General features: G+C 66.8%; 24 protein-coding genes. 17 read left to right on the top strand and 7 right to left on the bottom strand.

The window, feature by feature from the left end:
* Positions 1–68: 68 nt before the first annotated feature.
* Genes RTO53_RS03340 through RTO53_RS03325 form a run of 4 tightly spaced genes read left to right on the top strand, consistent with a single transcriptional unit; the run spans position 69 to position 3,616 of the window.
* Positions 69–1,181, top strand: a complete 1,113-nt coding sequence (locus tag RTO53_RS03340; protein WP_312236466.1) for an ABC transporter permease — start codon at positions 69–71, stop codon at positions 1,179–1,181.
* A 24-nt stretch (positions 1,182–1,205) separates the two neighbouring features.
* Complete coding sequence (locus RTO53_RS03335; protein ID WP_312236486.1) at positions 1,206–2,015, top strand: ABC transporter ATP-binding protein; 810 nt, start codon at positions 1,206–1,208, stop codon at positions 2,013–2,015.
* A gap of 3 nt (positions 2,016–2,018) precedes the next feature.
* Positions 2,019–2,945: an MlaD family protein gene (locus RTO53_RS03330; RefSeq protein WP_121042588.1), complete on the top strand. Its 927-nt coding sequence runs from the start codon at positions 2,019–2,021 to the stop codon at positions 2,943–2,945.
* Positions 2,942–3,616 carry an ABC-type transport auxiliary lipoprotein family protein gene (locus tag RTO53_RS03325; RefSeq protein WP_312236465.1) on the top strand — a complete coding sequence of 225 codons (675 nt, stop codon included), beginning with the start codon at positions 2,942–2,944 and terminating at the stop codon, positions 3,614–3,616. Before RTO53_RS03330 ends, RTO53_RS03325 begins: the two co-directional genes overlap by 4 nt.
* Here the strand turns inward: RTO53_RS03325 and RTO53_RS03320 are convergent.
* From RTO53_RS03320 to RTO53_RS03310, 3 genes are read right to left on the bottom strand one after another with little or no spacing between them, the layout of a single operon-like run.
* Complete coding sequence (locus RTO53_RS03320; protein ID WP_312236464.1) at positions 3,579–4,169, bottom strand: alpha-ketoglutarate-dependent dioxygenase AlkB; 591 nt, start codon at positions 4,167–4,169, stop codon at positions 3,579–3,581. The genes RTO53_RS03325 and RTO53_RS03320 overlap by 38 nt on opposite strands.
* 53 nt (positions 4,170–4,222) lie before the next feature.
* On the bottom strand, positions 4,223–4,855 hold the full coding sequence (locus RTO53_RS03315) for a CoA transferase subunit B (RefSeq protein WP_312236463.1): 633 nt from the start codon (positions 4,853–4,855) through the stop codon (positions 4,223–4,225).
* A 1-nt stretch (position 4,856) separates the two neighbouring features.
* Positions 4,857–5,588 carry a CoA transferase subunit A gene (locus RTO53_RS03310; RefSeq protein ID WP_312236462.1) on the bottom strand — a complete coding sequence of 244 codons (732 nt, stop codon included), beginning with the start codon at positions 5,586–5,588 and terminating at the stop codon, positions 4,857–4,859.
* A 183-nt stretch (positions 5,589–5,771) separates the two neighbouring features.
* On the opposite strand from RTO53_RS03310, the gene RTO53_RS03305 reads away from it, so the two are divergent.
* From RTO53_RS03305 to RTO53_RS03270, 8 genes are all read left to right on the top strand, one after another.
* Positions 5,772–7,208: a UbiA family prenyltransferase gene (locus RTO53_RS03305; RefSeq protein ID WP_312236461.1), complete on the top strand. Its 1,437-nt coding sequence runs from the start codon at positions 5,772–5,774 to the stop codon at positions 7,206–7,208.
* Positions 7,208–8,515, top strand: coding sequence for an FAD-binding oxidoreductase (locus RTO53_RS03300; RefSeq protein WP_312236460.1), 1,308 nt, complete (start codon positions 7,208–7,210; stop codon positions 8,513–8,515). Before RTO53_RS03305 ends, RTO53_RS03300 begins: the two co-directional genes overlap by 1 nt.
* A gap of 2 nt (positions 8,516–8,517) precedes the next feature.
* Positions 8,518–9,255 (top strand): SDR family oxidoreductase, encoded by a 738-nt coding sequence (locus tag RTO53_RS03295; protein WP_312236459.1) that lies wholly within the window; start codon positions 8,518–8,520, stop codon positions 9,253–9,255.
* Positions 9,256–9,263: 8 nt separating this feature from the next.
* On the top strand, positions 9,264–10,211 hold the full coding sequence (locus RTO53_RS03290; RefSeq protein ID WP_312236458.1) for an NAD-dependent epimerase/dehydratase family protein: 948 nt from the start codon (positions 9,264–9,266) through the stop codon (positions 10,209–10,211).
* A 2-nt stretch (positions 10,212–10,213) separates the two neighbouring features.
* Entirely contained in the window at positions 10,214–11,500 is a 1,287-nt protein-coding gene (locus RTO53_RS03285; RefSeq protein WP_312236457.1) for an NAD(P)/FAD-dependent oxidoreductase, read from the top strand.
* Positions 11,497–11,898 (top strand): GtrA family protein, encoded by a 402-nt coding sequence (locus RTO53_RS03280; RefSeq protein WP_312236456.1) that lies wholly within the window; start codon positions 11,497–11,499, stop codon positions 11,896–11,898. The genes RTO53_RS03285 and RTO53_RS03280 overlap by 4 nt, the downstream gene beginning before the upstream one ends.
* Positions 11,899–12,026: 128 nt before the next feature.
* Positions 12,027–13,376: a phosphomannomutase gene (locus tag RTO53_RS03275; protein ID WP_312236455.1), complete on the top strand. Its 1,350-nt coding sequence runs from the start codon at positions 12,027–12,029 to the stop codon at positions 13,374–13,376.
* A gap of 12 nt (positions 13,377–13,388) precedes the next feature.
* Positions 13,389–14,792, top strand: coding sequence for a mannose-1-phosphate guanylyltransferase/mannose-6-phosphate isomerase (locus RTO53_RS03270; RefSeq protein WP_312236454.1), 1,404 nt, complete (start codon positions 13,389–13,391; stop codon positions 14,790–14,792).
* A 140-nt stretch (positions 14,793–14,932) separates the two neighbouring features.
* Here the strand turns inward: RTO53_RS03270 and rfbD are convergent, their stop codons facing one another.
* The 4 genes from rfbD to rfbB are packed head-to-tail and all read right to left on the bottom strand — an operon-like array spanning position 14,933 to position 18,351.
* A complete protein-coding gene (rfbD, locus tag RTO53_RS03265; RefSeq protein WP_312236453.1) occupies positions 14,933–15,823 on the bottom strand; it encodes a dTDP-4-dehydrorhamnose reductase in 891 nt (296 codons plus the stop codon).
* On the bottom strand, positions 15,820–16,377 hold the full coding sequence (gene rfbC / locus RTO53_RS03260; RefSeq protein WP_312236452.1) for a dTDP-4-dehydrorhamnose 3,5-epimerase: 558 nt from the start codon (positions 16,375–16,377) through the stop codon (positions 15,820–15,822). Before rfbC ends, rfbD begins: the two co-directional genes overlap by 4 nt.
* Positions 16,374–17,261 (bottom strand): glucose-1-phosphate thymidylyltransferase RfbA, encoded by an 888-nt coding sequence (rfbA, locus tag RTO53_RS03255; RefSeq protein WP_312236451.1) that lies wholly within the window; start codon positions 17,259–17,261, stop codon positions 16,374–16,376. Before rfbA ends, rfbC begins: the two co-directional genes overlap by 4 nt.
* Positions 17,262–17,295: 34 nt before the next feature.
* Entirely contained in the window at positions 17,296–18,351 is a 1,056-nt protein-coding gene (rfbB, locus tag RTO53_RS03250; RefSeq protein WP_312236450.1) for a dTDP-glucose 4,6-dehydratase, read from the bottom strand.
* A gap of 266 nt (positions 18,352–18,617) precedes the next feature.
* Between rfbB and RTO53_RS03245 the strand changes: the two genes are divergently transcribed.
* From RTO53_RS03245 to RTO53_RS03225, 5 genes are all read left to right on the top strand, one after another.
* Positions 18,618–19,364 (top strand): electron transfer flavoprotein subunit beta/FixA family protein, encoded by a 747-nt coding sequence (locus RTO53_RS03245; RefSeq protein ID WP_312236449.1) that lies wholly within the window; start codon positions 18,618–18,620, stop codon positions 19,362–19,364.
* Positions 19,365–20,303 carry an electron transfer flavoprotein subunit alpha/FixB family protein gene (locus RTO53_RS03240; protein WP_312236448.1) on the top strand — a complete coding sequence of 313 codons (939 nt, stop codon included), beginning with the start codon at positions 19,365–19,367 and terminating at the stop codon, positions 20,301–20,303.
* 65 nt (positions 20,304–20,368) lie between these two features.
* Positions 20,369–20,761, top strand: coding sequence for a hypothetical protein (locus RTO53_RS03235; RefSeq protein ID WP_312236447.1), 393 nt, complete (start codon positions 20,369–20,371; stop codon positions 20,759–20,761).
* Positions 20,762–20,894: 133 nt separating this feature from the next.
* Positions 20,895–21,998 (top strand): DegT/DnrJ/EryC1/StrS family aminotransferase, encoded by a 1,104-nt coding sequence (locus RTO53_RS03230; protein WP_312236446.1) that lies wholly within the window; start codon positions 20,895–20,897, stop codon positions 21,996–21,998.
* A partial coding sequence (locus RTO53_RS03225; protein ID WP_312236445.1) for a glycosyltransferase family 2 protein occupies positions 21,983–22,889 on the top strand: 907 nt, incomplete at its 3' end. The genes RTO53_RS03230 and RTO53_RS03225, both read left to right, overlap by 16 nt.

Below are 22,889 nucleotides of genomic sequence, written 5' to 3'. Positions count from 1 at the left end.
AACAATCATGTCGCAGAGCACACACTTGGTGTGGACACGGACAAGGTATGCTGCGCGCAGGACGCCCCATGACGCCAAGCCAAGCCCCCCATCTCGAACAGGACGCGCAGGATCCCGGACTTGTCCGGCTCTCCGGCCACTGGACCCTGCACACCGCGCTGGACGCGGCCGAAGTGCTGCGCGGCATTCCCGACGCGCTGACCGGCATCGACGCCAGCGGCATCACCGTGCTCGACTCGGCCGGGGTATTGCAGCTGCTGCGGGTGGCCCGTCGCGCCGACCTTGGCGAGAACGCGGTCAGCTTCCGCGAAGAACATCGCGCGCTGGTCTCCACCATCGAGGAAGTCGCCGACGACCGCCCGCGTGCCAAACGCGATTTCGGTGTACTGGCCGCGCTCGAGCGGCTGGGCGTCAGCGTGCATGGGATGGGCCACAACATCGTGGCGCTGGCCAGTTTCCTCGGCGAGAACCTGGTCAAGGGCGCGCGCCTGATCAAGGAGCCGCGTCGCTTCCGTCTGACCGCCACGGTGGCGCAGATGGAACAGGTCGGACTGGACGCGGTACCGCTGGTGGCGCTGCTGTCCTATCTGGTCGGCGCGGTGATCGCCTTCCTCGGCTCGACCATCCTGCGCGACTTCGGCGCGGAAATTTACGTGGTGGAGCTGGTCAACATCGCCTTCCTGCGCGAGTTCGCCGTGCTGCTGACCGCCATCGTGCTGGCCGGCCGCACCGCCAGCGCCTTCACGGCGCAGATCGGTGCGATGAAGGCGCGCGAGGAAATCGACGCGATGCGCACCCTCGGCCTGGACCCGATCGACCTGCTGGTGCTGCCGCGCCTGGTCGCGCTGCTGATCACCCTGCCGCTGCTGACCTTCATTGCGATGGTGGCCGGCCTGGCCGGTGGCATCACCGTGGGCGCGTTCGACCTGGGCATTCCGCCGCAGATGTACATCGCGCGGATGCACGAGACCATGGAAGTGCGCAACATGCTGGTGGGCCTGTCCAAGGCGCCGGTGTTCGCACTGGTGATCGGCCTGATCGGCTGCCTGGAAGGCCTGAAGGTTGAAGGCACCGCGCAGTCGGTCGGTGAGCGCACCACCTCCAGCGTGGTGCAGGCCATTTCGCTGGTGATCATCCTCGATGCGTTCGCCGCGTTGTGGTTCATGAAGATGGGCTGGTAAACCATGGCCACCGATCCGGCCGGCATGGCCACGCCCGAGGACACCACCGGCGATGACGAGGGGCTGGCCATCCGCGTGCGCGGGCTGACCAACCGGTTCGGCGCGCAGACCGTGCACGACAACCTCGACCTGGACGTGCGCCGCGGCGAGATTCTCGGCGTGGTGGGCGGTTCGGGCACCGGCAAGTCGGTGCTGATGCGCAGCATCCTGGGCCTGCGCGTTCCCGATGCGGGCCAGATCGAGGTGCTGGGCGTGGATGCGCGCTCGGACAATCCGGACAATCGCCTGCATATCGAACGCAACACCGGCGTGCTCTTCCAGGATGGCGCGCTGTTCTCCTCGCTGACCGTGGGCGAGAACGTGCAGGTGCCACTCAAGGAACACCACCGCGAGCTGCCCGAGCGCTGGCATTACGAGCTGGCCCTGCTGAAGGTGAAACTGGCCGGGCTGCCGGCCGATGCCATCAACAAGCTGCCCTCGCAGCTGTCCGGCGGCATGCGCAAGCGCGCCGGCCTGGCCCGTGCGCTGGCGCTGGACCCGCCGCTGCTGTTCCTGGACGAGCCCACCGCCGGCCTGGACCCGATCGGCGCGGCCGCCTTCGACCGGCTGATCAAGACCCTGCAGGAAGCGCTGGGGCTGACCGTCCTGCTGATCACACACGATCTGGACACGCTGTATGCGATCTGTGACCGGGTGGCGGTCCTGGCCGACCAGAAGGTGATCGCCAATGCCCCGCTGCACGAGATCGAACAACTGGACCACCCGTGGATCCAGGAATATTTCCACGGACCGCGTGCGCGAGCTGCGCGCGATGCAAAGCACGAGAGCGAGTAAGCCATGGAAACCAAAGCCAATTACGTCCTGATCGGCGCGTTCACCCTGGTGGTGGGACTGGCGCTGCTGGCCTTCGGCCTGTGGGCCGCCAAGTACTCCTCCGACCGTACCTGGACCGAGTACCGGGTCGTGTTCCGCGAGGCGGTCACCGGCCTGTCGGTCGGCAGCCCGGTGCAGTACAACGGCATCGCGGTCGGCTCGATCACCGAACTGAACCTGGTGCCGGACGACCCGCGCCAGGTGGTGGCGCGGATCCGCCTGAACTCCAATACCCCGGTCAAGACCGACACCCGCGCCAAGCTGGCCATCACCAGCCTGACCGGCCCGTCGATCATCCAGCTCAGCGGCGGCACGCCCCAGTCCGCCGCACTGACCGCGGTGAACAAGGACCCGGCCCCGATCATCCCGACCACGCCCTCGGCCCTGCAGAACATCACCGACGTGGCCAACCGCATCGTCGAGCGCATGGACCAGGTGCTCAGCGACCGCAACGTGGCCAGCATCAACGCCACGCTGGCCAATCTGGAAACCATCAGCGGTGGCCTGGCCGACCGCGACCAGGGCACCCAGGCGCTGCTGCTCAGCGCGCGCGATGCCGCGCGTAGCCTGGATGTCACCCTGAAGAGCACCAATGGCACCATCCAGCGCCTGGACAAGAACCTGGTGCAGCAGCTGCCGCCGATCCTGGACAAGCTGGAAACCACCCTGTCCAAGCTGGACTCGGCCGCCGGCAACGCCGATTCGATCCTCGGCGAGAACCGCGCGGCCATCAACAGCTTCGCCAATGACGGCCTGGCCCAGCTTGGCCCGACCCTGACCGAGCTGCGCGGGCTGATCCGCGACCTGCGCCGGGTCAGCGACCGCCTCGACAACAACCCGGCACGCTATCTGCTGGGCCGTGACGCGCCCAAGGAGTTCGAACCCAAATGAGCCGCCCGACCCTTCCCCGAATCCTGCTGCCGGTCGCCCTGATCGCCGCCCTGGGTGGCTGCTCGCTGCTGGGCAGCAACGAGCGCAGCGCGGTGACCATCTATTCGCCGATCGTGCGCATCCAGGCCGACCCCGGCTGGCCGAAGGTCGACTGGCAGCTGATCGTGGTCAAGCCCAGCGCCGCGCGCGTGGTCGACAGCCCGCGCATCAACGTGCGTCCCTCGCCGTCCGAGCTGGAGGTGTACAAGGGCGTGAGCTGGGCACAGCCGGCCACCGACATGCTCGATGACGCGCTGGTGCGCGGCTTCGAGGATTCCGGCCGCATCGCCGGCGTCGCCCGCGCCACCACCGGCATCCGCGCCGACTACAAGCTGGCCCTGGACGTACGCCGTTTCGAGGCCGACTACCGCGGCCAGGCCACGCCCGCGGCGCTGATCGAGGTCAACGCCAAGCTGATCCACGTGATCGACCAGCGCGTGGTGGCCGACCGCACGTTCCGCCAGGAACAGCCGGTGCCGAGCACCGCCACCGCCGATGTCGCCCGGGCGTTCGAGCAGAGCCTGCAGACCCTGACCACCGACGTGGTGGGTTGGACGCTGGTGACCGGCCAGGCCGATTACCAGCAGGCGCAGGTCATGCCGACCCGGCTGCGTCAATCCAGCGGAAAGTGAGGTTGATGCGTTCGGCCAGCGGCCGCGCGCTTTTCGGCAGGGCATGCTGGTAATGGCGTTGGGTCTGGCCGCCCATCAGCAGCAGGTCGCCGTGACCGAGCATCACCTCGGCCTTGCGCGCATGGTCCTCGCGCCGCCGCAGCAGGAAACGGCGTTCGGCGCCCAGGCTCAGTGAAGCGATCATCGGTGCCGGACCGAGTTCGGGCTCGTTGTCACTGTGCCAGCCCATGCCGTCGTCGCCATCGCGGTAGCGGTTGAGCAGCACGCTGTTGAAGGGCGCGTTGCAGAAGGTTGCCAACCGCTCGCGCAGCGCCAGCAACGCCGGGTGCCACGGCGCCGGCACGAAGTCGGTGCCGGAGTAGCGATAGCGCGCGGCCGGATCGCCCATCCAGCAGCTCAGCCGCGGCGAATCGACCTGGCGCCCGAACATGCGGATGCGGTGGACCTCCCATGGCACGTCCTCGCGCAGGGTGCGCTGCAGGACGTCGGCGTCGGTGGCGGGGAGCCAGTGGCGGTGCCAGTGGACGTCGGCGTCGCGCAGATGCAGGTCCATGAGATCCCCCTATACCCACCGGGTGCCCGGACGGCACCCGGTGGCGACGACGGTCAGGCCTGGCCGAAGGCCACGCCGGTCTTTTCCTTCAGCTCATCCAGGCCCACGCCCGGTGCGGCCTCGACCAGCACCAGGCCGCTGTCGGTGACGTCGAACACGGCCAGGTCGGTGATGATCCGATCGACCACCCCCACGCCGGTCAGCGGCAGCGTGCACTCGGGCAGGATCTTGTGTTCACCGTTCCTGGCGGTGTGCTCCATCAGCACCACCACCCGCCGCACGCCGGCGACCAGGTCCATCGCCCCGCCCATGCCCTTGACCATCTTGCCGGGCACCATCCAGTTGGCCAGGTCGCCCTTGTCGGTGACCTGCATCGCACCGAGGATGGCCAGGTTGATGTGGCCGCCGCGGATCATCGCGAAGCTGTCGTGGCTGCCGAAGTAACTCGCGCCCGGGCGTGCGGTGACGGTCTGCTTGCCGGCATTGATCAGGTCGGCATCGACCTCGGCCTCGGTCGGGAACGGGCCGATGCCGAGCAGGCCGTTCTCGGACTGCAGCCACACGTCCACGCCGTCGGGGATGTGGTTGGCCACCAGCGTCGGCAGGCCGATGCCCAGGTTCACGTAAGCACCGTCGGTCAGTTCGCGCGCGGCGCGCGCGGCCATTTCATCGCGGGTCCACGCCATGTCAGTTGCCCTCCGCACGCACGGTGCGCTGTTCGATTCGCTTTTCGGGGTGCGGGTTGTGCACGATGCGGTGCACGTAGATGCCCGGCAGGTGCACCTGGTCGGGGTCGATGCTGCCCACCGGCACCACTTCCTCCACTTCGACGATGCACAGCTTGCCGGCCATCGCGCAGGCCGGGTTGAAGTTGCGTGCGGTCTTGCGGAACACCAGGTTGCCCGATGCGTCGGCCTTCCATGCCTTGACCAGCGCCACGTCGGCGCGCAGGGCGGTTTCCATCACGTAGTGCTTGCCGTCGAACTCACGGGTTTCCTTGCCTTCGGCGACCACCGTGCCGTAACCGGTGGCAGTGAAGAACGCAGGAATACCGGCACCGCCGGCGCGCAGGCGCTCGGCCAGGGTGCCCTGCGGGTTGAACTCCAGCTGCAGTTCGCCGGCCAGGTACTGGCGTTCGAATTCCTTGTTCTCGCCCACGTAGGACGAAATCATCTTCTGGATCTGCCGGGTCTCCAGCAGCTGGCCCAGGCCAAAGCCATCCACGCCGGCATTGTTGGAGATGACGGTCAGGCCCTTGACCCCGGTGTCGCGCAACGCGGCGATCAACGCCTCCGGAATGCCGCACAGGCCGAACCCGCCGACCGCCAACGTCTGGCCATCGGCGACCACACCGTCCAGGGCGTGCGCCGCGCTGGCGTATTGCTTGCCGCGCCGCTTGGCGGCACTGGTGTTTTCCATGGTTGCGCCCTACTGGTGAACAAACGCCTATTCTAACGGGAGGGCTTCCCCGGCCTCGACTGCAGCGCAGCAATGCCCGGCACGACGGGCCACTGGCGACCGTGTCGCCGTCGGCACAGCGGGTGGGCCGGGCGGGACGGCTACAATTGATCCCATGCACGTTCTTCTGCCCTGCTGATGTCCATGACACCCTCCCCCGCCCTTGGCGACGCGCAGGCCCACGCCCTGTGCGTGGACCTGGACGGCACCCTGCTGAACTCGGACATCCTGTATGAGTCGCTGCTGGCCCTGCTGGCGCGACATCCGCTGTACCTGTTCCTGCTGCCGTTCTGGCTGCTGCAGGGCAAGGCTGCGCTGAAGCGCCAGATCGCCGCGCGGGTCACCCTCGCGCCGGAGCACCTGCCCTACAACCTGCGGGTGCTGGAATTGCTGCGTACCACCGCGCAACGACCGCGCGTGCTGTGCACCGCCTCCGATGCGCTGCTGGTCGCGCCCATCGCCGCGCACCTGGGCCTGTTCGAACGTGTCATCGCCAGCGACGGCGAGCGTAATCTCGCCGGTGCACACAAGGCGCAGGCGCTGGTCGGGGCATTTGGCGAACGCGGTTTCGATTACGTTGGCAACGGCAAGGTCGATCTGGCCGTGTGGCAGCACGCCGCCGGTGCCTGGGTGGTCAACAACGACGACGGCCTGGCGCGCGCCGCCGCGCAGCGCACCACCGTGCACGCACATTGGCCGGCGCCGCCACGCGCAGCGGCGTGGTTCAAGGCACTGCGCCTGCACCAATGGTTGAAGAACCTGCTGGTGTTCGTGCCGTTGCTGACCGCGCACCGTTTCCTGGAGCCGGAGGCTGTCGTGCAGTCGCTGCTGGCCTTCGCCGCGTTCGGCCTCTGCGCTTCCGGGGTCTACCTGCTCAACGACCTGCTCGACCTGAGCGCGGACCGCCAGCACCTGCGCAAACGCCATCGCCCGTTCGCCGCCGGTCGCCTGCCGTTGTTGCACGGGCTGTGGGTCGCCCCGCTGCTCACCGTGGGCGGGTTGCTGGTGGCGCTGGCATGCAGCCCGGCCTTCGCCGGCGTGCTGTTGACCTACTACGCGGCCACCCTGGCCTACTCGTTGCGGCTCAAGCGCATCGTCATGCTCGACGTGGTGCTGCTGGCCGGCCTGTACACGGTGCGGATCATCGGCGGCACGATCGCCATCGATGCCGAACTGTCGTTCTGGCTGCTCGCCTTCAGCATGTTCATGTTCCTTTCGCTGGCCCTGCTCAAGCGCTACACCGAGCTGCACGCGATGCTGGCCCGGGGCAGGACCACGGCCAGCGGGCGCGGCTATGGCGTGGATGACCTGCCCTTGCTGCAATCCCTCGGTGCGGCCGCCGGCTACATCGCGGTGATGGTGATGGCGCTCTACATCAACAGCCCCGAGAGCATCGCGCTGTATCGCAATCCCAAGCTGCTCTGGTTCATCTGCCCGGTACTGCTGTACTGGGTCAGCCGGGCCTGGGTGATCGCGCATCGTGGCGACATGCACGACGATCCGATCGTGTTCGCCGCCACCGACCGCCCCAGCCAGGTGGTCGCGCTGCTGTGCGCGCTGTGTGCCCTGGTGGCGATCTGATGCGCGACGACGGCGATTCCTGGGGACGCTACCCACGCGCGGCGCACACCCGTGTTCCGCTGCATGACCGTCTGAGCGGATTGCCCGACTTTACCGGCAGCGCGTTGCCCCATGGGAATGGCCGCAGCTACGGCGACAGTTGCCAGAACCCGGGCGGCACCCTGCTGGGTACGCGTGGGCTGGACCGCTTCATCAGCTTCGATCCGGTGTCCGGCCGCCTGCAGTGCGAAGCCGGCACCACGCTGGAGGAGATCGTGTCGCTGGTGCTGCCGCAGGGCTGGTTCCTGCCGGTCACCCCGGGCACCTCCCAGGTCACGGTAGGGGGCGCGATCGCCAACGATGTGCACGGCAAGAATCACCACCGGTACGGAAGCTTCGGCCACCACGTGATCGCGTTCGAGCTGCTGCGCAGCGATGGCAGCCGCCGTCTGTGCCGTGCCGAGGAGGACGACGGGGGCTGGTTCGCCGCGACCGTTGGCGGGCTGGGCCTGACCGGCCTGGTGACCTGGGCCGAGCTGCAGTTGCGTCGCGTCCCCGGCACCAGCCTGGAGGTGGAGAACATCCGGTTCGGGTCACTGGCGGAGTTCTTCTCGCTGTCGCGCGCGTCGGCATCCACCCATGAATACAGCGTGGCGTGGATCGACTGCCTGGCGCGCGGCCGTAGCCTGGGGCGTGGCCATTTCACCCGCGCCGACCATGCCGCACAGCGCGCGGACGAGCGGCCGCCGGCACCGCGCCGGCGGCTGACGATGCCGTTGACGCCGCCGCTGTCGCTGGTCAACCGGCTCACCCTGCGCCCGTTCAATGCGCTGTACTACTGGCGTCAGCCGGCGCGGCGCACGCGTTCGGTCGCGCACCTGCTGCCGTTTTTCCATCCGCTGGACGGCATCGGCCACTGGAACCGGATGTACGGCCCGGCCGGTTTCCTGCAGTACCAGTGCGTGCTGCCGCCGGCGGCCGCCGCCGATGGGGTCGCTACCCTGTTGCAGGAGATCGCGCGCAGCGGCCACGGGTCGTTCCTGGCCGTGCTGAAACAGTTCGGCGACATGCCCTCGCGCGGCATGCTGTCCTTTCCACGCCCAGGCACTACCCTGGCGCTGGACTTCCCCAACACCGGTCCGGCGGTCTTCGCCCTGCTGCAGCGCCTGGACCAGATCGTCGAGGCCGCGGGCGGCGCGCTGTATCCGGCCAAGGATGCGCGGATGTCGAGCCACGCCTTCCAGCAGGCGTATCCGCGCTGGCAGGCATTCTCGCGTTTCCTCGATCCGCGTTTTTCATCCGGCTTCTGGCGCCGGGTCACGGAGTAAGCATGCAGAAGATCCTCATCATCGGGGCGACGTCCGCCATCGCCGAAGCGGTCGCCCGGCGCTATGCCGCGCGCGGTGCGGCGCTCTTCCTGGTGGCACGCAACATGGCGCGGCTGTCGGTGATCGGCGCCGACCTGGCCGTGCGCGGTGCCGGACAGGTGAGCCAGTACGCGCTGGACGTCAATGATCTGGCCGGACACGCCGCGATGATCGAACAGGCCTGGGCGACCCTGGGCCGCCCGGACGTGGTGCTGGTCGCGCATGGCACCCTGCCCGACCAGGCTGCGTGCGAAGCCTCGGTGGAGGTATTCCTGTCCGAGTTTTCCACCAATGGCAGCGCCACCATGGCCCTGCTCGGGCCCATCGCCAACCGCCTGGCCGAGGCCGGCACCGGTACGCTGGCGGTGATCACCTCGGTGGCCGGCGATCGCGGGCGGCAGAGCAACTACGCCTACGGCGCGGCCAAGGCGGCGACCAGCGCCTTCCTCAGTGGCCTGCGCCAACGCCTGCACAAGCGCGGCGTCGCCGTGGTCGATATCCGCCCGGGCTTCGTCGATACCCCGATGACCGCGCACCTGCGAAAAGGCCCGCTGTGGGCCAGCCCCGACCAGGTCGCCAAGCGTATCGTCGGCGGCATCGGGCGAGGAACACCGGTGCTGTACGCCCCCGGCTTCTGGCGCCTGATCATGCTGGTCATCCGCCTGCTGCCGCAGGCGGTGTTCAACCGGGCCGCGCTGTGAGTACCGTCATGCCGGGCGCCTTTGAGCAGAAGATCGTCATTCCCGGTGGCGCCGGTCTGGTCGGTCAGAACCTGGTGGCCATCCTCACGCGCCAGGGCTACCGCAACCTGGTGGTGATCGACAAGCACGAGGCCAACCTCGCCATCCTGCGCCGGATGCACCCGACCCTGGTCACCGCGTTGGCCGACCTGGCCGATCCCGGCACCTGGGAGCAGCACTTCGCCGGCGCCGACGCCGTGGTGATGCTGCAGGCACAGATCGGCGGTACCGACCCGCTGCCGTTCGTGCGCAACAACATCACCGCAACCGACAACATCCTCGACGCGATCCGACGCCATGCCGTGCCCTACACGGTGCATGTCAGCTCGTCGGTGGTGTGCTCGGTGGCCGAGGACGACTACACCCGCACCAAGCGCGAACAGGAGCAGCGGGTTGCCGACAGCGGCATCGCCGCGGTGATCCTGCGGCCGACGTTGATGTTCGGCTGGTTCGACCGCAAGCACCTGGGCTGGCTGTCGCGCTTCATGCGCAGGATGCCTGTTTTCCCGATTCCCGGTGATGGCCGCTTCATGCGCCAACCGCTGTATGCCGCCGATTTCGCCAGCATCATCGCCAGCTGCCTGCGTTCGCGCATCGCCGGCCAGCGCTACAACATCACCGGCCTGGAGAAGGTCGACTACGTGGACATCATCGCCCAGATCAAACGCAGCACCGGTGCGCGGGCGATCCTGCTGCACATCCCGTACGGGCTGTTCCATGCGCTGTTGAAGACCTGGGCGCTGTTCGACCGCGACCCACCGTTCACCGCGGCCCAGCTCAAGGCATTGGTCGCGCACGACGAGTTCGAGGTGATCGACTGGCCGGGCATCTTCGGCGTGCAGCCGACGCCGTTCGCCGAGGCGATCGAGGCGACCTTCAACGATCCCGATTACGGCGACATCACCCTGGAGTTCTGATCGTGAGCGAACGCATCGCCGTCCTCGGCGCCGGCCCGATGGGCCTGGCCGTGGCCTACCAGCTGGCCCGCGATGGCCATCAACCGGTGATCTTCGAAGCCGATGACCGGGTCGGCGGGATGACCGCCAGCTTCGATTTCGGCGGCATCCAGATCGAGCGCTACTACCATTTCCACTGCACCTCCGATGCGGACTTCCTGACCGTGCTCGACGAGCTTGGGCTGGCCTCGAGGATGCGCTGGACCCAGACCCGGATGGGCTACTGGTTCGGCAAGCGCCTGCAGGCATGGGGCAATCCGGTCGCGCTGCTGCGCTTCAGGGGGCTGGGCCTGATCGCCAAGTTCCGCTACGGCCTGCATGCCTTCCTGTGCACCCGGCGCAATGACTGGACGCCGCTGGACCACGTCGACGCCCGTGGCTGGATCCGCCGCTGGGTGGGCGCGGAGGCTTACGAGGTGCTGTGGCGAAAGCTGTTCGACTACAAGTTCTACGACTACGCCGACAATCTGTCGGCGGCGTGGATCTGGAGCCGGATCCGTCGCATCGGACGCTCACGCTACAGCCTGATGCGCGAAAAACTGGGCTACCTCGACGGCGGCTCGTCAACGTTGCTGGATGGACTGCACGCCGACATCGTCCGGCACGGCGGGGAGGTGCGGCTGTCCTCGCCGGTGCAGCGCATCGTGATCGAACAGGGCAAGGTGTGCGGCGTGGAGGTCGGCGGCGAACGCCTGGCGTTCGACAAGGTGGTCTCCACCGTGCCGTTGCCGTTCGTCCCGCGGCTGGCACCGGACCTGCCCGAATCGATCCTGGCCAGGTTCCGCGCGCTGAACAACATCGCGGTGGTATGCGTGATCGCCAAGCTGCGCTGCCCGGTCTCCGGGAATTTCTGGGTCAACACCAACGACCCGGACATGGACATCCCCGGCATCGTCGAATACACCAACCTGCGCCCGATGGACGCGCACATCGTCTACGTACCCTTCTACATGCCCGGCGAGCACCCCAAGTACGCCGATCCGGACGCGGTGTTCATCGACAAGGTGCGGCGCTACCTGATGCAGATCAATCCGGCGCTGGTGGAAGAGGATTTCATCGACATCCGCGCCAGTCGCTACCGGCATGCCCAGCCCATCTGCGAACCGGGCTTCCTCGATCGCCTGCCTCCACGCAGGTTGCCGGTCGAAGGCCTCTGGGTGGCCGACACCTCGCATTACTACCCTGAAGACCGCGGCATCTCCGAGAGCATCGGCTTCGGCCGGATGCTGGCCAGGGAAGCGGTGGCATGATCCAGGCGCTGGCCTCGCGGCAGTTCCTGCTGTTCCTGCTGGTGGGCGGGGTGGCTGCGCTGGTCAATTTCCTGTCCCGGATCGGCTACAGCCACTGGCTGTCGTTCACGCCGGCGATCGTGCTGGCCTACCTCACCGGCATGGTGACCGCCTTCGTCCTGTCGCGCCTGTTCGTGTTCAAGCAGAGCACCCGTCCGCTGCACCATTCGGCCTTCTACTTCGTCCTGGTGAACCTGCTGGCGGTGCTGCAGACCTGGGTCGTATCAACGCTGCTGGCCTTCCATCTGCTGCCCTGGCTGGGCGTGGATGTGCTGCGGCTGGAGATCGCCCATGCCGTGGGCGTGGCGGTACCGGTGTTTTCGAGCTATTTCGGGCACAAGTACCTCTCGTTCCGGTAGCCATCCGGCGCGGCCGGTGGTGCAGATGACCCGCCCGCAACGCCCGTGATGGTCGCCGGGGGTGAAAACGATTCCCATACATGGCTGCGGCTACACTAATCCGCTGACTGTCAGAAGGACTGGAATAGATGACGCTCCCCGCATTCAAGGCATACGACATCCGCGGCCGCGTGCCGGACGAACTGAACGAAGAGCTGGCCCGACGCATCGGCGTGGCCCTGGACGCCCAGCTCGCCCCCGGCACGGTGGTGGTCGGCCACGACATCCGCCTGACCAGCCCCGCCCTGCAGGACGCGCTGGCCGCCGGCCTGCGTGGCGCCGGGCGCGACGTGCTGGACATCGGCCTGTGCGGGACCGAAGAGGTCTATTTCCAGGTCGATCACCTCAAGGCCGCCGGCGGGGTGATGGTCACCGCCAGCCACAACCCGATGGACTACAACGGGATGAAGCTGGTCAAGGAGCAGGCCCGGCCGATCAGTTCGGACACCGGCCTGCTGGCGATCTCCGACGCGGTCGAAGCCGATGGCGCCGCCCCGGCCGAGGCCACGGGCAGCCTGCAGACCCATCCGGACAAGAGCGCCTACATCGATCACCTGCTCAGCTACGTCGATCGCGCCGCGCTCAAGCCGCTCAAGCTGGTGGTCAATGCCGGCAATGGCGGCGCCGGCCCGATCGTCGACCTGCTGGCCCCGCACCTGCCCTTCGAGTTCATCCGTATCTGCCACGAACCCGATGGCAGCTTCCCCAACGGCATCCCCAATCCGCTGCTGCCGGAGAACCGTGCGTTGACCGCGCAGGCCGTGCGCGAGCACGGTGCCGATTTCGGCATTGCCTGGGACGGCGATTTCGACCGCTGCTTCTTCTTCGACCACAACGGCCGCTTCATCGAAGGCTATTACCTGGTCGGCCTGCTGGCCAAGGCGATCCTGGCGCGCCAGCCCGGCGGCAAGATCGTGCACGACCCGCGCCTGACCTGGAACACCGTGGAGATGGTTGAAGACGCCGGCGGCCAGCCGGTGCTGTGCAAGAGCGGCCATGCCTTCATCAAGGAAAAGATGCGCAGCGAGAACGCCGTGTATGGCGGTGAGATGAGCGCGCACCATTATTTCCGCGAGTTCGCCTACGCCGACTCGGGGATGATCCCGTGGCTGCTGATCGCCGCGCTGGTCTCCGAATCCGGTCGCTCGCTGGCCGATCTGGTCGAAGCACGCATGGCCAAGTTCCCGTGCAGCGGCGAGATCAATTTCAAGGTCAGCGATGCCAAGGCCGCGGTCGCGCGGGTGATGGACCATTACGCCGCACAGTCGCCGTCCCTGGACCACACCGACGGGATCAGTGCGGATTTCGGCCAGTGGCGCTTCAACCTGCGCAGTTCCAACACCGAGCCGCTGCTGCGCCTGAACATCGAAACGCGTGGCGATGCGGCGCTGCTGCAGCAGCGCACCGATGAAATTTCCCAGCTGCTTACGGCCTCCTGAGGCATCGCTCCGATGAACGATCTTCTTCCCGTCATCCTGTCCGGCGGTTCCGGCACCCGGCTGTGGCCGCTGTCGCGCGAGGCCTACCCCAAGCAGTTCCTGGCGTTGGCCGGCGAGCTGACGATGCTGCAGGCGACCTGGCAGCGGGTGGCACCGATCGCAGGCCGTGCGCCGCTGGTGGTGGCCAACGAAGAACACCGCTTCGTGGCGGCCGAGCAGCTGCAACAGCTGGGTGTGCAGCCGCTGGCGATCCTGCTCGAACCGGTGGGCCGCAACACCGCCCCGGCGATCGCGGTGGCCGCGCTGGAAGCCACCCGCGACGGCGACGATGCGGTGCTGCTGGTGCTGCCGTCGGATCATGTGATTGCCGATGAAGCCGCCTTCCGTGCCGCCGTGCTGCGCGCATTGCCTGCCGCGCGCGAGGGCAAGCTGGTCACCTTCGGGATCGTGCCGACCGGGCCGGAAACCGGCTATGGCTACATCAAGGCGGCATCGGCCGGCGAGGTGCGCGCGGTGGATCGTTTCGTCGAGAAGCCCGACGCGGCCACCGCCCAGCAGTACGTGCAGTCCGGCGAGTATTTCTGGAACAGCGGCATGTTCCTGTTCAAGGCCTCGCGCTACCTGGCCGAGCTGGAGAAATTCAACCCGGCGATGCTGTCGGCCAGCCGCACCGCGTGGGAACAGGCACGACGCGATGCGGACTTTACCCGGCTGGGCAAAGAGGCATTCACCGCGGTGCCCTCCGACTCCATCGACTACGCGGTGATGGAAAAGACCGCCGATGCGGTGGTGGTACCGCTGGATGCCGGTTGGAACGATGTCGGCTCGTGGACGGCACTGCGCGATGTATCGCCGCAGGATGCCGACGGCAATGCCCATCATGGCGATGTCATCGCCATCGACTGCCGCAACACCTACGCCTACGGCGAGCGCCTGATCGCACTGGTCGGACTGGACGATGTGATCGTGGTGGAGACCGACGACGCGGTGATGGTCGGCCGCAGCGACCGCATGCAGGAGATCAAGCAGGTAGTGGCGCGATTGAAGGCCGATGCACGTCCCGAAGCGACCTGGCACCGCAAGGTGTATCGCCCGTGGGGTGCCTACGACTCGATCGACCATGGCGAGCGTTTCCAGGTCAAGCGCATCACCGTCAAACCCGGTGCCACCTTGAGCCTGCAGATGCACCACCACCGTGCCGAGCACTGGATCGTGGTGAGCGGCACCGCCGAAGTGACGCGCGGCGAGGAAGTGCTGCTGCTCACCGAAAACCAGAGTACCTATATTCCACTGGGCGTGACCCACCGCCTCAAGAACCCCGGCAAACTGCCACTGGAGCTGATTGAAGTGCAGTCCGGCAGCTATCTGGGCGAAGACGACATCGTGCGGTTCGAGGATACCTACGGTCGTACGTGATCGAGGAGCGTTGCAGAAACAAGAAAAACCCGGCCAAGGCCGGGTTTTTCATTGTCCGGGTAGAGCCACGCCATGCGTGGCTGACGCGCTGCGGACGATCCGGAGTGCAGCCACGCATGGCGTGGCACCACCGCGCAGCTTCAGAGCGCGGCGATCACCCGCTTCAAACCATCCTGCCATTCCGGCAGTGCAATGCCGAAGTCCGACTCCAGCTTGCGCACATCCAGGTGCGAATACGCCGGACGCCTGGCCGGGGTCGGGTAGTCGGCGGTGGTGATCGCCTCTACCTTTGGCGCGCGCGCCAGCTTCCCGGCCGACACCGCTTCGGCGAAGATCGCCTCGGCAAAGCCATGCCAGCTGGTTTCACCATTGGCGGTGAGGTGCCAGGTGCCCGACAGGCCACCGGGATGCTGCAATGCCTGCGCGGTGACATTGGCGATCAGCGCCGCCGGGGTTGGCGTGCCGACCTGGTCAGCCACCACGCGCAGCACGTCGCGCTCGGCGCCCACCCGCAGCATGGTGCGCAGGAAGTTGGCGCTGTGCGGGGCATACACCCACGCAGTGCGGAAGATCAGGTGACGGCCGCCGGCCGCGCGGATGGCTTCTTCACCGGCCAGCTTGCTGGCGCCATACACGCCCAGCGGCGCGGTGGCATCGTCTTCGCGGTATGGGCGGGTACCCTGCCCATCGAACACGTAATCGGTGGAGTAATGCACCAGCGGCACGCCTGCAGCCGCGCACCAGCGCGCGATCACGCCCGGTGCCTCGGCATTGGCGCGCCAGGCGGCATCACGTTCTTCTTCCGCACGGTCCACCGCGGTGTAGGCGGCCGCGTTTACGACCACGTCCGGACGGACGCGATCCAGCAGCGCGGCAAGCGATGCGGGCTGGTTGAAATCGGCCGTTTCGCAGGCGCTTCCATCGGGCAGCGTGCCACTGCGGGTGGTCGCGACCACCTCACCCAGCGGCGAGAGTGCGCGCCGCAGTTCCTGGCCCAACTGACCATTGGCGCCGAACAGCAGCACGATCACGGCTGATGGACCGGCAGGCGGTCGTCGGCGATGTCTTTCAGGAACGGTGCGGCTTCATCCTTGGCCGAGAGCGTGGGACCACTGATCGGCCAATCCACGGCGATATCGGCATCATTCCAGCGGATGCCGGCATCGTGTTCCTTCACGTACACATCCGTGCACAGATACGAGAACAGCGCACGTTCGGAAAGCACGGCGAATCCGTGCGCGAAGCCTTCTGGAATCCAGAACTGGCGCTTGTTCTCGGCGCTGAGGATCACCGCTTCCCAACGCCCGAAGGTCGGCGAACCGCGACGGATATCCACGGCAACGTCGTAGACCTCGCCTTCGAGCACGGTGACCAGCTTGCCTTGCGGACGCGGCCATTGGTAATGCAGGCCACGCAGCACTCCCTTGGCCGAGGACGACACGTTGCTCTGTACGAACGCGGTGGGCAGGCCCTGCTCGGCGAATCGCGCGGCGTTCCAGGTCTCGAAAAAGAAGCCCCGTTCGTCACCGAACACCGCCGGCTCGATCACCTTGCAGCCGGACAGCGAGGTTTCAATGATCTTCACGGAACCACGCCCCGCTGCGCCAGCGTATGCAGGTACTGGCCGTAGCCATTCTTGATCAGCGGGGCGGCCAGCGCCTCCAGCTGCTCGGCCGTGATCCAGCCTTGGCCAAACGCGATTTCTTCCGGGCAGCAGACCTGCAGGCCCTGACGGGTCTGGATGGTTTCGATGAAATTGGACGCCTCCAGCAGTGACTGGTGGGTGCCGGTATCCAGCCATGCATAGCCGCGACCCAGCGCTTCCAGGTGCAGATTGCCTTCGCGCAGGTAGCGCTGATTGAGATCGGTGATCTCCAGTTCGCCACGCGGCGACGGCTTCAGCTCGGCGGCATAGTCGCTGGCGTTGCCGTCGTAGAAGTACAGCCCGGTGACGGCGTAGTTGGAGCGCGGCTTCTCCGGCTTCTCGACCAGGTCGATGACCTTGCCGGCCTTGTCGAACTCGGCCACCCCGTAACGCTCCGGATCATTGACCCAGTAGCCGAACACCGTGGCACCGGCATCGCGCTGGTCGGCGTTGCGCAGCACTTCGCGCAGGCCATGGCCGTGGAAGATGTTGTCGCCCAGCACCAGGCAGCTCGGCTTGCCGTCGACGAAATCGCGGCCGATCAGATACGCCTGCGCCAGTCCATCCGGACTCGGCTGCACGGCGTACTGGATGTTCATGCCCCACTGCGACCCATCGCCCAGCAGCGCCTGGAACAGCGCCTGCTCGTGCGGGGTGTTGATGATCAATACATCGCGGATCCCGGCCAGCATCAGCACGCTGAGCGGGTAGTAGATCATCGGCTTGTCGTACACCGGCAGCAGCTGCTTGCTGACGCCCTTGGTGATCGGGTACAGGCGCGTGCCCGAACCGCCCGCGAGGATGATGCCCTTGCGTTGAGTCATGCGTTGGTCCTCAGTCTCTGGTTGACGCCGCCGCTCAGGCAGCGGTGCCGATGCGCTGCAGGCGGTAGCTGCCGTCGAGCACGCCGTTGACCCAGTCCTGGTTGTCCAGGTACCAGTCCACGGTGTAGCCGATGCCCTGCTCGAAGGTGTACTTCGGCTCCCAGCCCAGCTGATCCTTCAGCTTGCTGGCGTCGATCGCGTAGCGACGATCATGGCCGGGGCGGTCGGCGACATACGTGATCTGGCTGCTGCGCGGCTGGCCGTCCGCACGCGGGCGACGGGCATCGAGCAGCGCGCAGATGGCGTGCACCACTTCGATGTTTTCCTTTTCCGAATTGCCGCCGACGTTGTAGGTCTCACCGACCTGGCCCTTGGCCAGCACGGTGCGGATCGCTTCGCAGTGGTCGGACACGAACAGCCAGTCGCGTACCTGCTTGCCATCGCCGTACACCGGCAGCGGTTCGCCGGCCAGCGCCTTGGCGATCACCAGCGGAATGAGCTTCTCCGGGAAGTGGTACGGGCCGTAGTTGTTCGAGCAGTTGGTGGTCAGCACCGGCAGCCCGTAGGTGTGGTGGAAGGCGCGCACCAGGTGGTCCGAGGCAGCCTTGGACGCCGAGTACGGCGAATTGGGCGCATACGGGGTGGTCTCGCTGAACTTGCCGGTCTCGCCGAGGGTGCCGTACACCTCATCGGTGGACACGTGCAGGAAACGGAAGGCCGGGCCCTTGTCGGCCGGCAGGGCCTTCCAGTAGTCGCGCACGGCTTCAAGCAGGCCGAGCGTGCCGACCACGTTGGTCTGGATGAACGCGCCGGGACCGTCGATGGAGCGGTCGACATGGCTTTCGGCGGCGAAATTCACCACGGCATCGGGCTGGTGCTCGGCCAGCAGGCGCGCCACCAGGTCGCGATCGCCGATGTCGCCCTGCACGAACACGTGATCGGGGTTGCGCTCCAGCGGGGCCAGCGTCTTCAGGTTGCCGGCGTACGTCAGGGCATCCAGGTTGATGACCCGAACGCCCTTGGCGACGGCTTCGAGGACAAAGTTACCGCCAATGAATCCGGCTCCGCCGGTGACAAGCCATGTGGGCACTACCCGTTCTCCTGTTCGGTTCTAAAGTCTCCGGCCGCCAATGCAGCGCTCCGGATGCAGCGCTACAGGATACATGCGGGCCGTCTTCACGACTGCCTGCTGGACGTGAACGGACACGATGGAATGTGCATTTTGTGCCGCGCTGCAGCATAACCATACGCATTCGCATGGTTGCCTTGAGGCAGTTAGAATCGCTGTCCCACCCCCGAACCGGTTGCTGTGAACAGAACCGGACGTTCCCCCGTTATTGAAGGATCCAGCACCAGATGAAAATCCTCGTCGCGTACAAGCGCGTGGTGGACTACAACGTCCGCATTCAGGTCAAGCCGGACGGTTCCGGCGTGGTCACCGACGGCGTCAAGCTGTCCCCCAACCCGTTCGATGAAATCGCGCTGGAAGAAGCGCTGCGCCTGCGCGACCAGGGCATCGCCACCGAGGTCGTGGTCGCCACCATCGCCCCGGCCGACGCCCAGGCCCACCTGCGCAATGGCCTGGCCATGGGTGCCAACCGCGCCATCCACGTGGTCACCGACCAGGCCATCCAGCCGCTGACCGCCGCGCGCACGCTGCTCAAGCTGGTCGAAAAGGAACAGCCGGACCTGGTCATCCTCGGCAAGCAGGCCATCGACGACGACGCCAACCAGACCGGCCAGATGCTGGCCACGCTGTGGGGCCGCCCGCAGGCGACCTTCGCCAGCAAGCTGCAGATCGAAGGCGGCAAGGCCACGGTCACCCGTGAAGTCGATGCCGGCCTGGAAACGCTGGAAGTGGATCTGCCGGCGGTGGTCACCACCGACCTGCGCCTGAATGAGCCGCGCTTCATCAAGCTGCCGGACATCATGAAGGCCAAGGCCAAGCCGATGGAAACGCTGCAGCTGGCCGACCTCGGCGTGGACGCCGCCGATACCTTCAAGACCACCCAGTACGCCGCGCCGGTCAAGCGCAGCAAGGGCGTGATGGTCAAGGACGCGGCCGAACTGGTCGCCGCACTCAAGCAGAAGGGGTTGCTGTAAATGACCAAGATCCTCGTTGTCGCCGAACACCACGACGGCAAGCTCAACGCCGCCACCGCCAAGACCGTCAGTGCCGCCGCCGCGATCAGCGGTGCCAGCATCGACGTGCTGGTGCTGGCTGCCGACCCGGCCGGCGCGGCCGCTGAAGCCGCCCAGCTGGCCGGCGTGGCCAAGGTGCTGACCGTGGCCAACCCCGCCAACGCGCAGGCGCTGGCCCAGGTGCTGGCCCCGCAGATCGCGCAGCTGGCCAAGGGCTACACCCACGTGTTCGACCCCTCGACCACCTTCGGCAAGGACCTGATGCCGTGCGTGGCCGCCCTGCTGGGCGTCAACCAGGTCTCGGACCTGATGACCGTCGAAGGCAGCCACAGCTTCAAGCGCCCGATCTACGCGGGCAACGCGATCATCACCGTCGAGGTGCCGGGTGACCAGATCGTGGTCGCCACGGTGCGTGCCGCGTCCTGGCCGGAAGCCGCCAAGGGCGGCAATGCCCCCGTGGAATCGGCCAGCGTCGATGCGGCCCTGCCGACCCACACCCGCTTCGTCGGCCTGGCCGCCGGTGCCACCGATCGCCCGGACCTGCAGAGCGCCAAGCGCGTGGTCTCCGGCGGCCGTGGCGTGGGCTCGGAAGAGAACTTCAAGGTGATCTTCCAGCTGGCCGACAAGCTCGGCGCCGCCGTCGGTGCCTCGCGCGCCGCCGTGGACGCCGGCTATGTGCCCAGCGACCTGCAGGTCGGCCAGACCGGCAAGATCATCTCGCCGGAGCTGTATGTGGCCGTGGGCATCAGCGGCGCGATCCAGCACCTGACCGGGATCAAGGACGCCGGCACGATCGTGGCGATCAACAAGGACCCGGATTCGCCGATCTTCGAGATCGCCGATATCGGGCTGGTGGGAGATCTGTTCACGCTGCTGCCGGAGCTGGAAGCGGCGCTGTAATACCGGACGTCGCCATCCGCTGTCGGATGGCGACTCTATCAATGGACGGATACAAGGCCACTGCCATGAAGAACCCCGTTGCTCCGCTCCTGTGCCTGCTTGCCTTGAGCGCCTGCCAGCCCGAGGGCGTGCCGCCGCCTCCGCCACCTGCCCCACCGGCGCCCGCCGCGGTGATCCAGTCGTCCAGCAAGGCACTGTCGATCGATCCCAGGGAAATGCCCAGCTGTGAGCCGATGGAAGCGACGGTGTCCTGGGATGTGAGCGACCAGCCCAACCTGCCGTCGGTGGAACTCTGGGTCGGCGGCGACAACGATGAGAAGCTGTTTGCCGGCGGTGGTCCGACCGGCTCGGCAAAAACCGGTGCGTGGACCCGGCCGGGAACACGATTCCGCCTGAAGACGCCGCAGACCCACCAGGTCATCGTCGAAGCACTGGTCGGCGGGCCGGGCTGCCGCTGAAGCCATCGCTTCAGGAATGGTTACAATCGGCGGGTCTATTGCCCAGCACTGGCAGTCACTTGCCGGTGCACCCACAAGAAGCGTGCTTGGAACCTGGCTTCCAATGGCTTCATCTACAGCAGAATCCATTTCAATGACGCTTGAAGCCATTCCTGTCAATTCCCTCTCCCGTCACATCGAGCCGCTGAAGGACGCCCTCGCGGCAGCCGCCACCGAAGTGGTGGGAAGTGGCTATTACGTGCTGGGCCCGAACGTCCGTGCTTTCGAATCGGCCTTCGCCGCGTATTGCGGCGTCGAGCACTGCATCAGCGTCGCCAACGGCACCGACGCGCTGGAGCTGTCGTTGCGCGCACTGGAAGTCGGCAGCGCGGACCGCGTCGCGGTCGTGGCCAACGCGGCGATGTACGGCACCTCGGCCGTGCTGGCCTGCGGCGCCGAACCGGTCTTCATCGACATCCGCGCCGACAGCGCGACGATGGATCCGGCCAAGCTGGAAGCAGCACTGGCCGACGGCGGCATCAAGGCGGTCATCGTCACCCATCTGTACGGCCAGCTGGCCGATATCGACGCCATCGCTGCCCTGTGCAAGGCGCGCGGCGTCGGCCTGGTGGAAGACTGCGCCCAGGCGCATGGCGCCCGCAACGACAACGGCGTGGCCGGCTCGTTCGGCGACATCGCCAGCTTCAGTTTCTACCCGACCAAAAACCTCGGCGCGCTGGGCGATGGCGGTGCAGTGGTCACCGGTCGTACCGACCTGGCCGATCGCGTGCGCATGCTGCGCCAGTACGGCTGGACGCAGAAATACACCAACGGCCTGGCCGGTGGCCGCAACAGCCGCCTGGACGAGATCCAGGCCAGCATGCTGCTGCTGATGCTTCCGCATCTGGACCAGTGGAACCAGAACCGCCGGAACGTCGCCGAACGCTACGCCGCGGGCATCCGCAACCCCAGGATCCGCACCAATACGAGCAACGGCCAGGGCTATGTCGCGCACCTGTATGTCATCCGTACCGATGAACGCACCGCGCTGCAGCAGCATCTGACCGACAACGGCATCCAGACCGACGTGCATTACCCCATCGCCGATCACAAGCAGCCTTGCCACGCCGGTCGTTTCGATCGCGTGACGCTGCCGCAGACCGAGCTGGATTGCACCACCGTGCTCACCCTGCCGTGCTTCCCCGAACTGACGGATGCCGAAATCGATCGAGTCATCGACGCATGCAACCGCTTCTGAGCCCCTCGCTGACCGTCGTTGTCCCGGTTTACGGCAACGAAGGCTCGATCACGCCGCTGGTCGCCGCGCTTGCGTCGATCAAGCAGGAGGCCGGCGTTGCGTTCGAGGCGGTGTTCGTCGTCGACGGCAGCCCTGACCAGAGCTATGCGCGCCTGCGCGAGCAGCTTCCCTCGGCAGGCTTCGACGCCCAGCTGATTGCACTGTCGCGCAACTTCGGGGCGTTCTCGGCGATCCGGGTCGGTCTCGAACACGCCAGGGGATCGATCATCGCCGTGATGGCCGCCGACCTGCAGGAGCCCCCTGCGCTGGTGATCGATCTGTTCAAGGCACTGCTGCCCGGGGACAAGGACATCGCCATGGGGGTGCGCGAATCGCGTGAGGACCCGGGCCTTTCCAAACTCGCATCGGGGACCTTCTGGTCGCTGTACCGGCGCTTTGTGATGCCGGACATTCCCAAGGGCGGCGTGGACATCTTCGCGGTGACCGCGGACATGCGCGATCGCCTGCTGCTGCTGAAGGAAAGCAACACCAGCCTGCTGGCACAGCTGTTCTGGCTGGGCGGGCGGCGCGCGTTCGTGTCCTACCGGCGCCTGCGTCGGGAACACGGCAAGAGCGCCTGGACCCTGAAAAAGAAGCTGCGCTACCTGTCCGACAGCGTGTTCGCCTTCACCGACCTGCCGGTGCGCCTGCTGATGGCCATCGGCACACTCGCGCTGATCGCCGCCGTCGGGCTGTCCATCCTGATCCTGGCCGCCAAACTCTCGGGCTTGGTCGCGGTGCCCGGCTACGCGGGCACGATGGTGACCATCCTGTTCTTCGGCGCACTCAACTCGCTCGGCCTGGGCGTGGTGGGCGCTTACGCATGGCGGACGTTCGAGAACACCAAGGCAC

The sequence above is a fragment of the Stenotrophomonas sp. genome (assembly GCF_031995405.1).
GTDB lineage: Bacteria > Pseudomonadota > Gammaproteobacteria > Xanthomonadales > Xanthomonadaceae > Stenotrophomonas.
The sequence above is the reverse complement of the archived record's forward strand: the minus strand, read 5'-3'. Positions and strand labels throughout refer to the sequence as shown.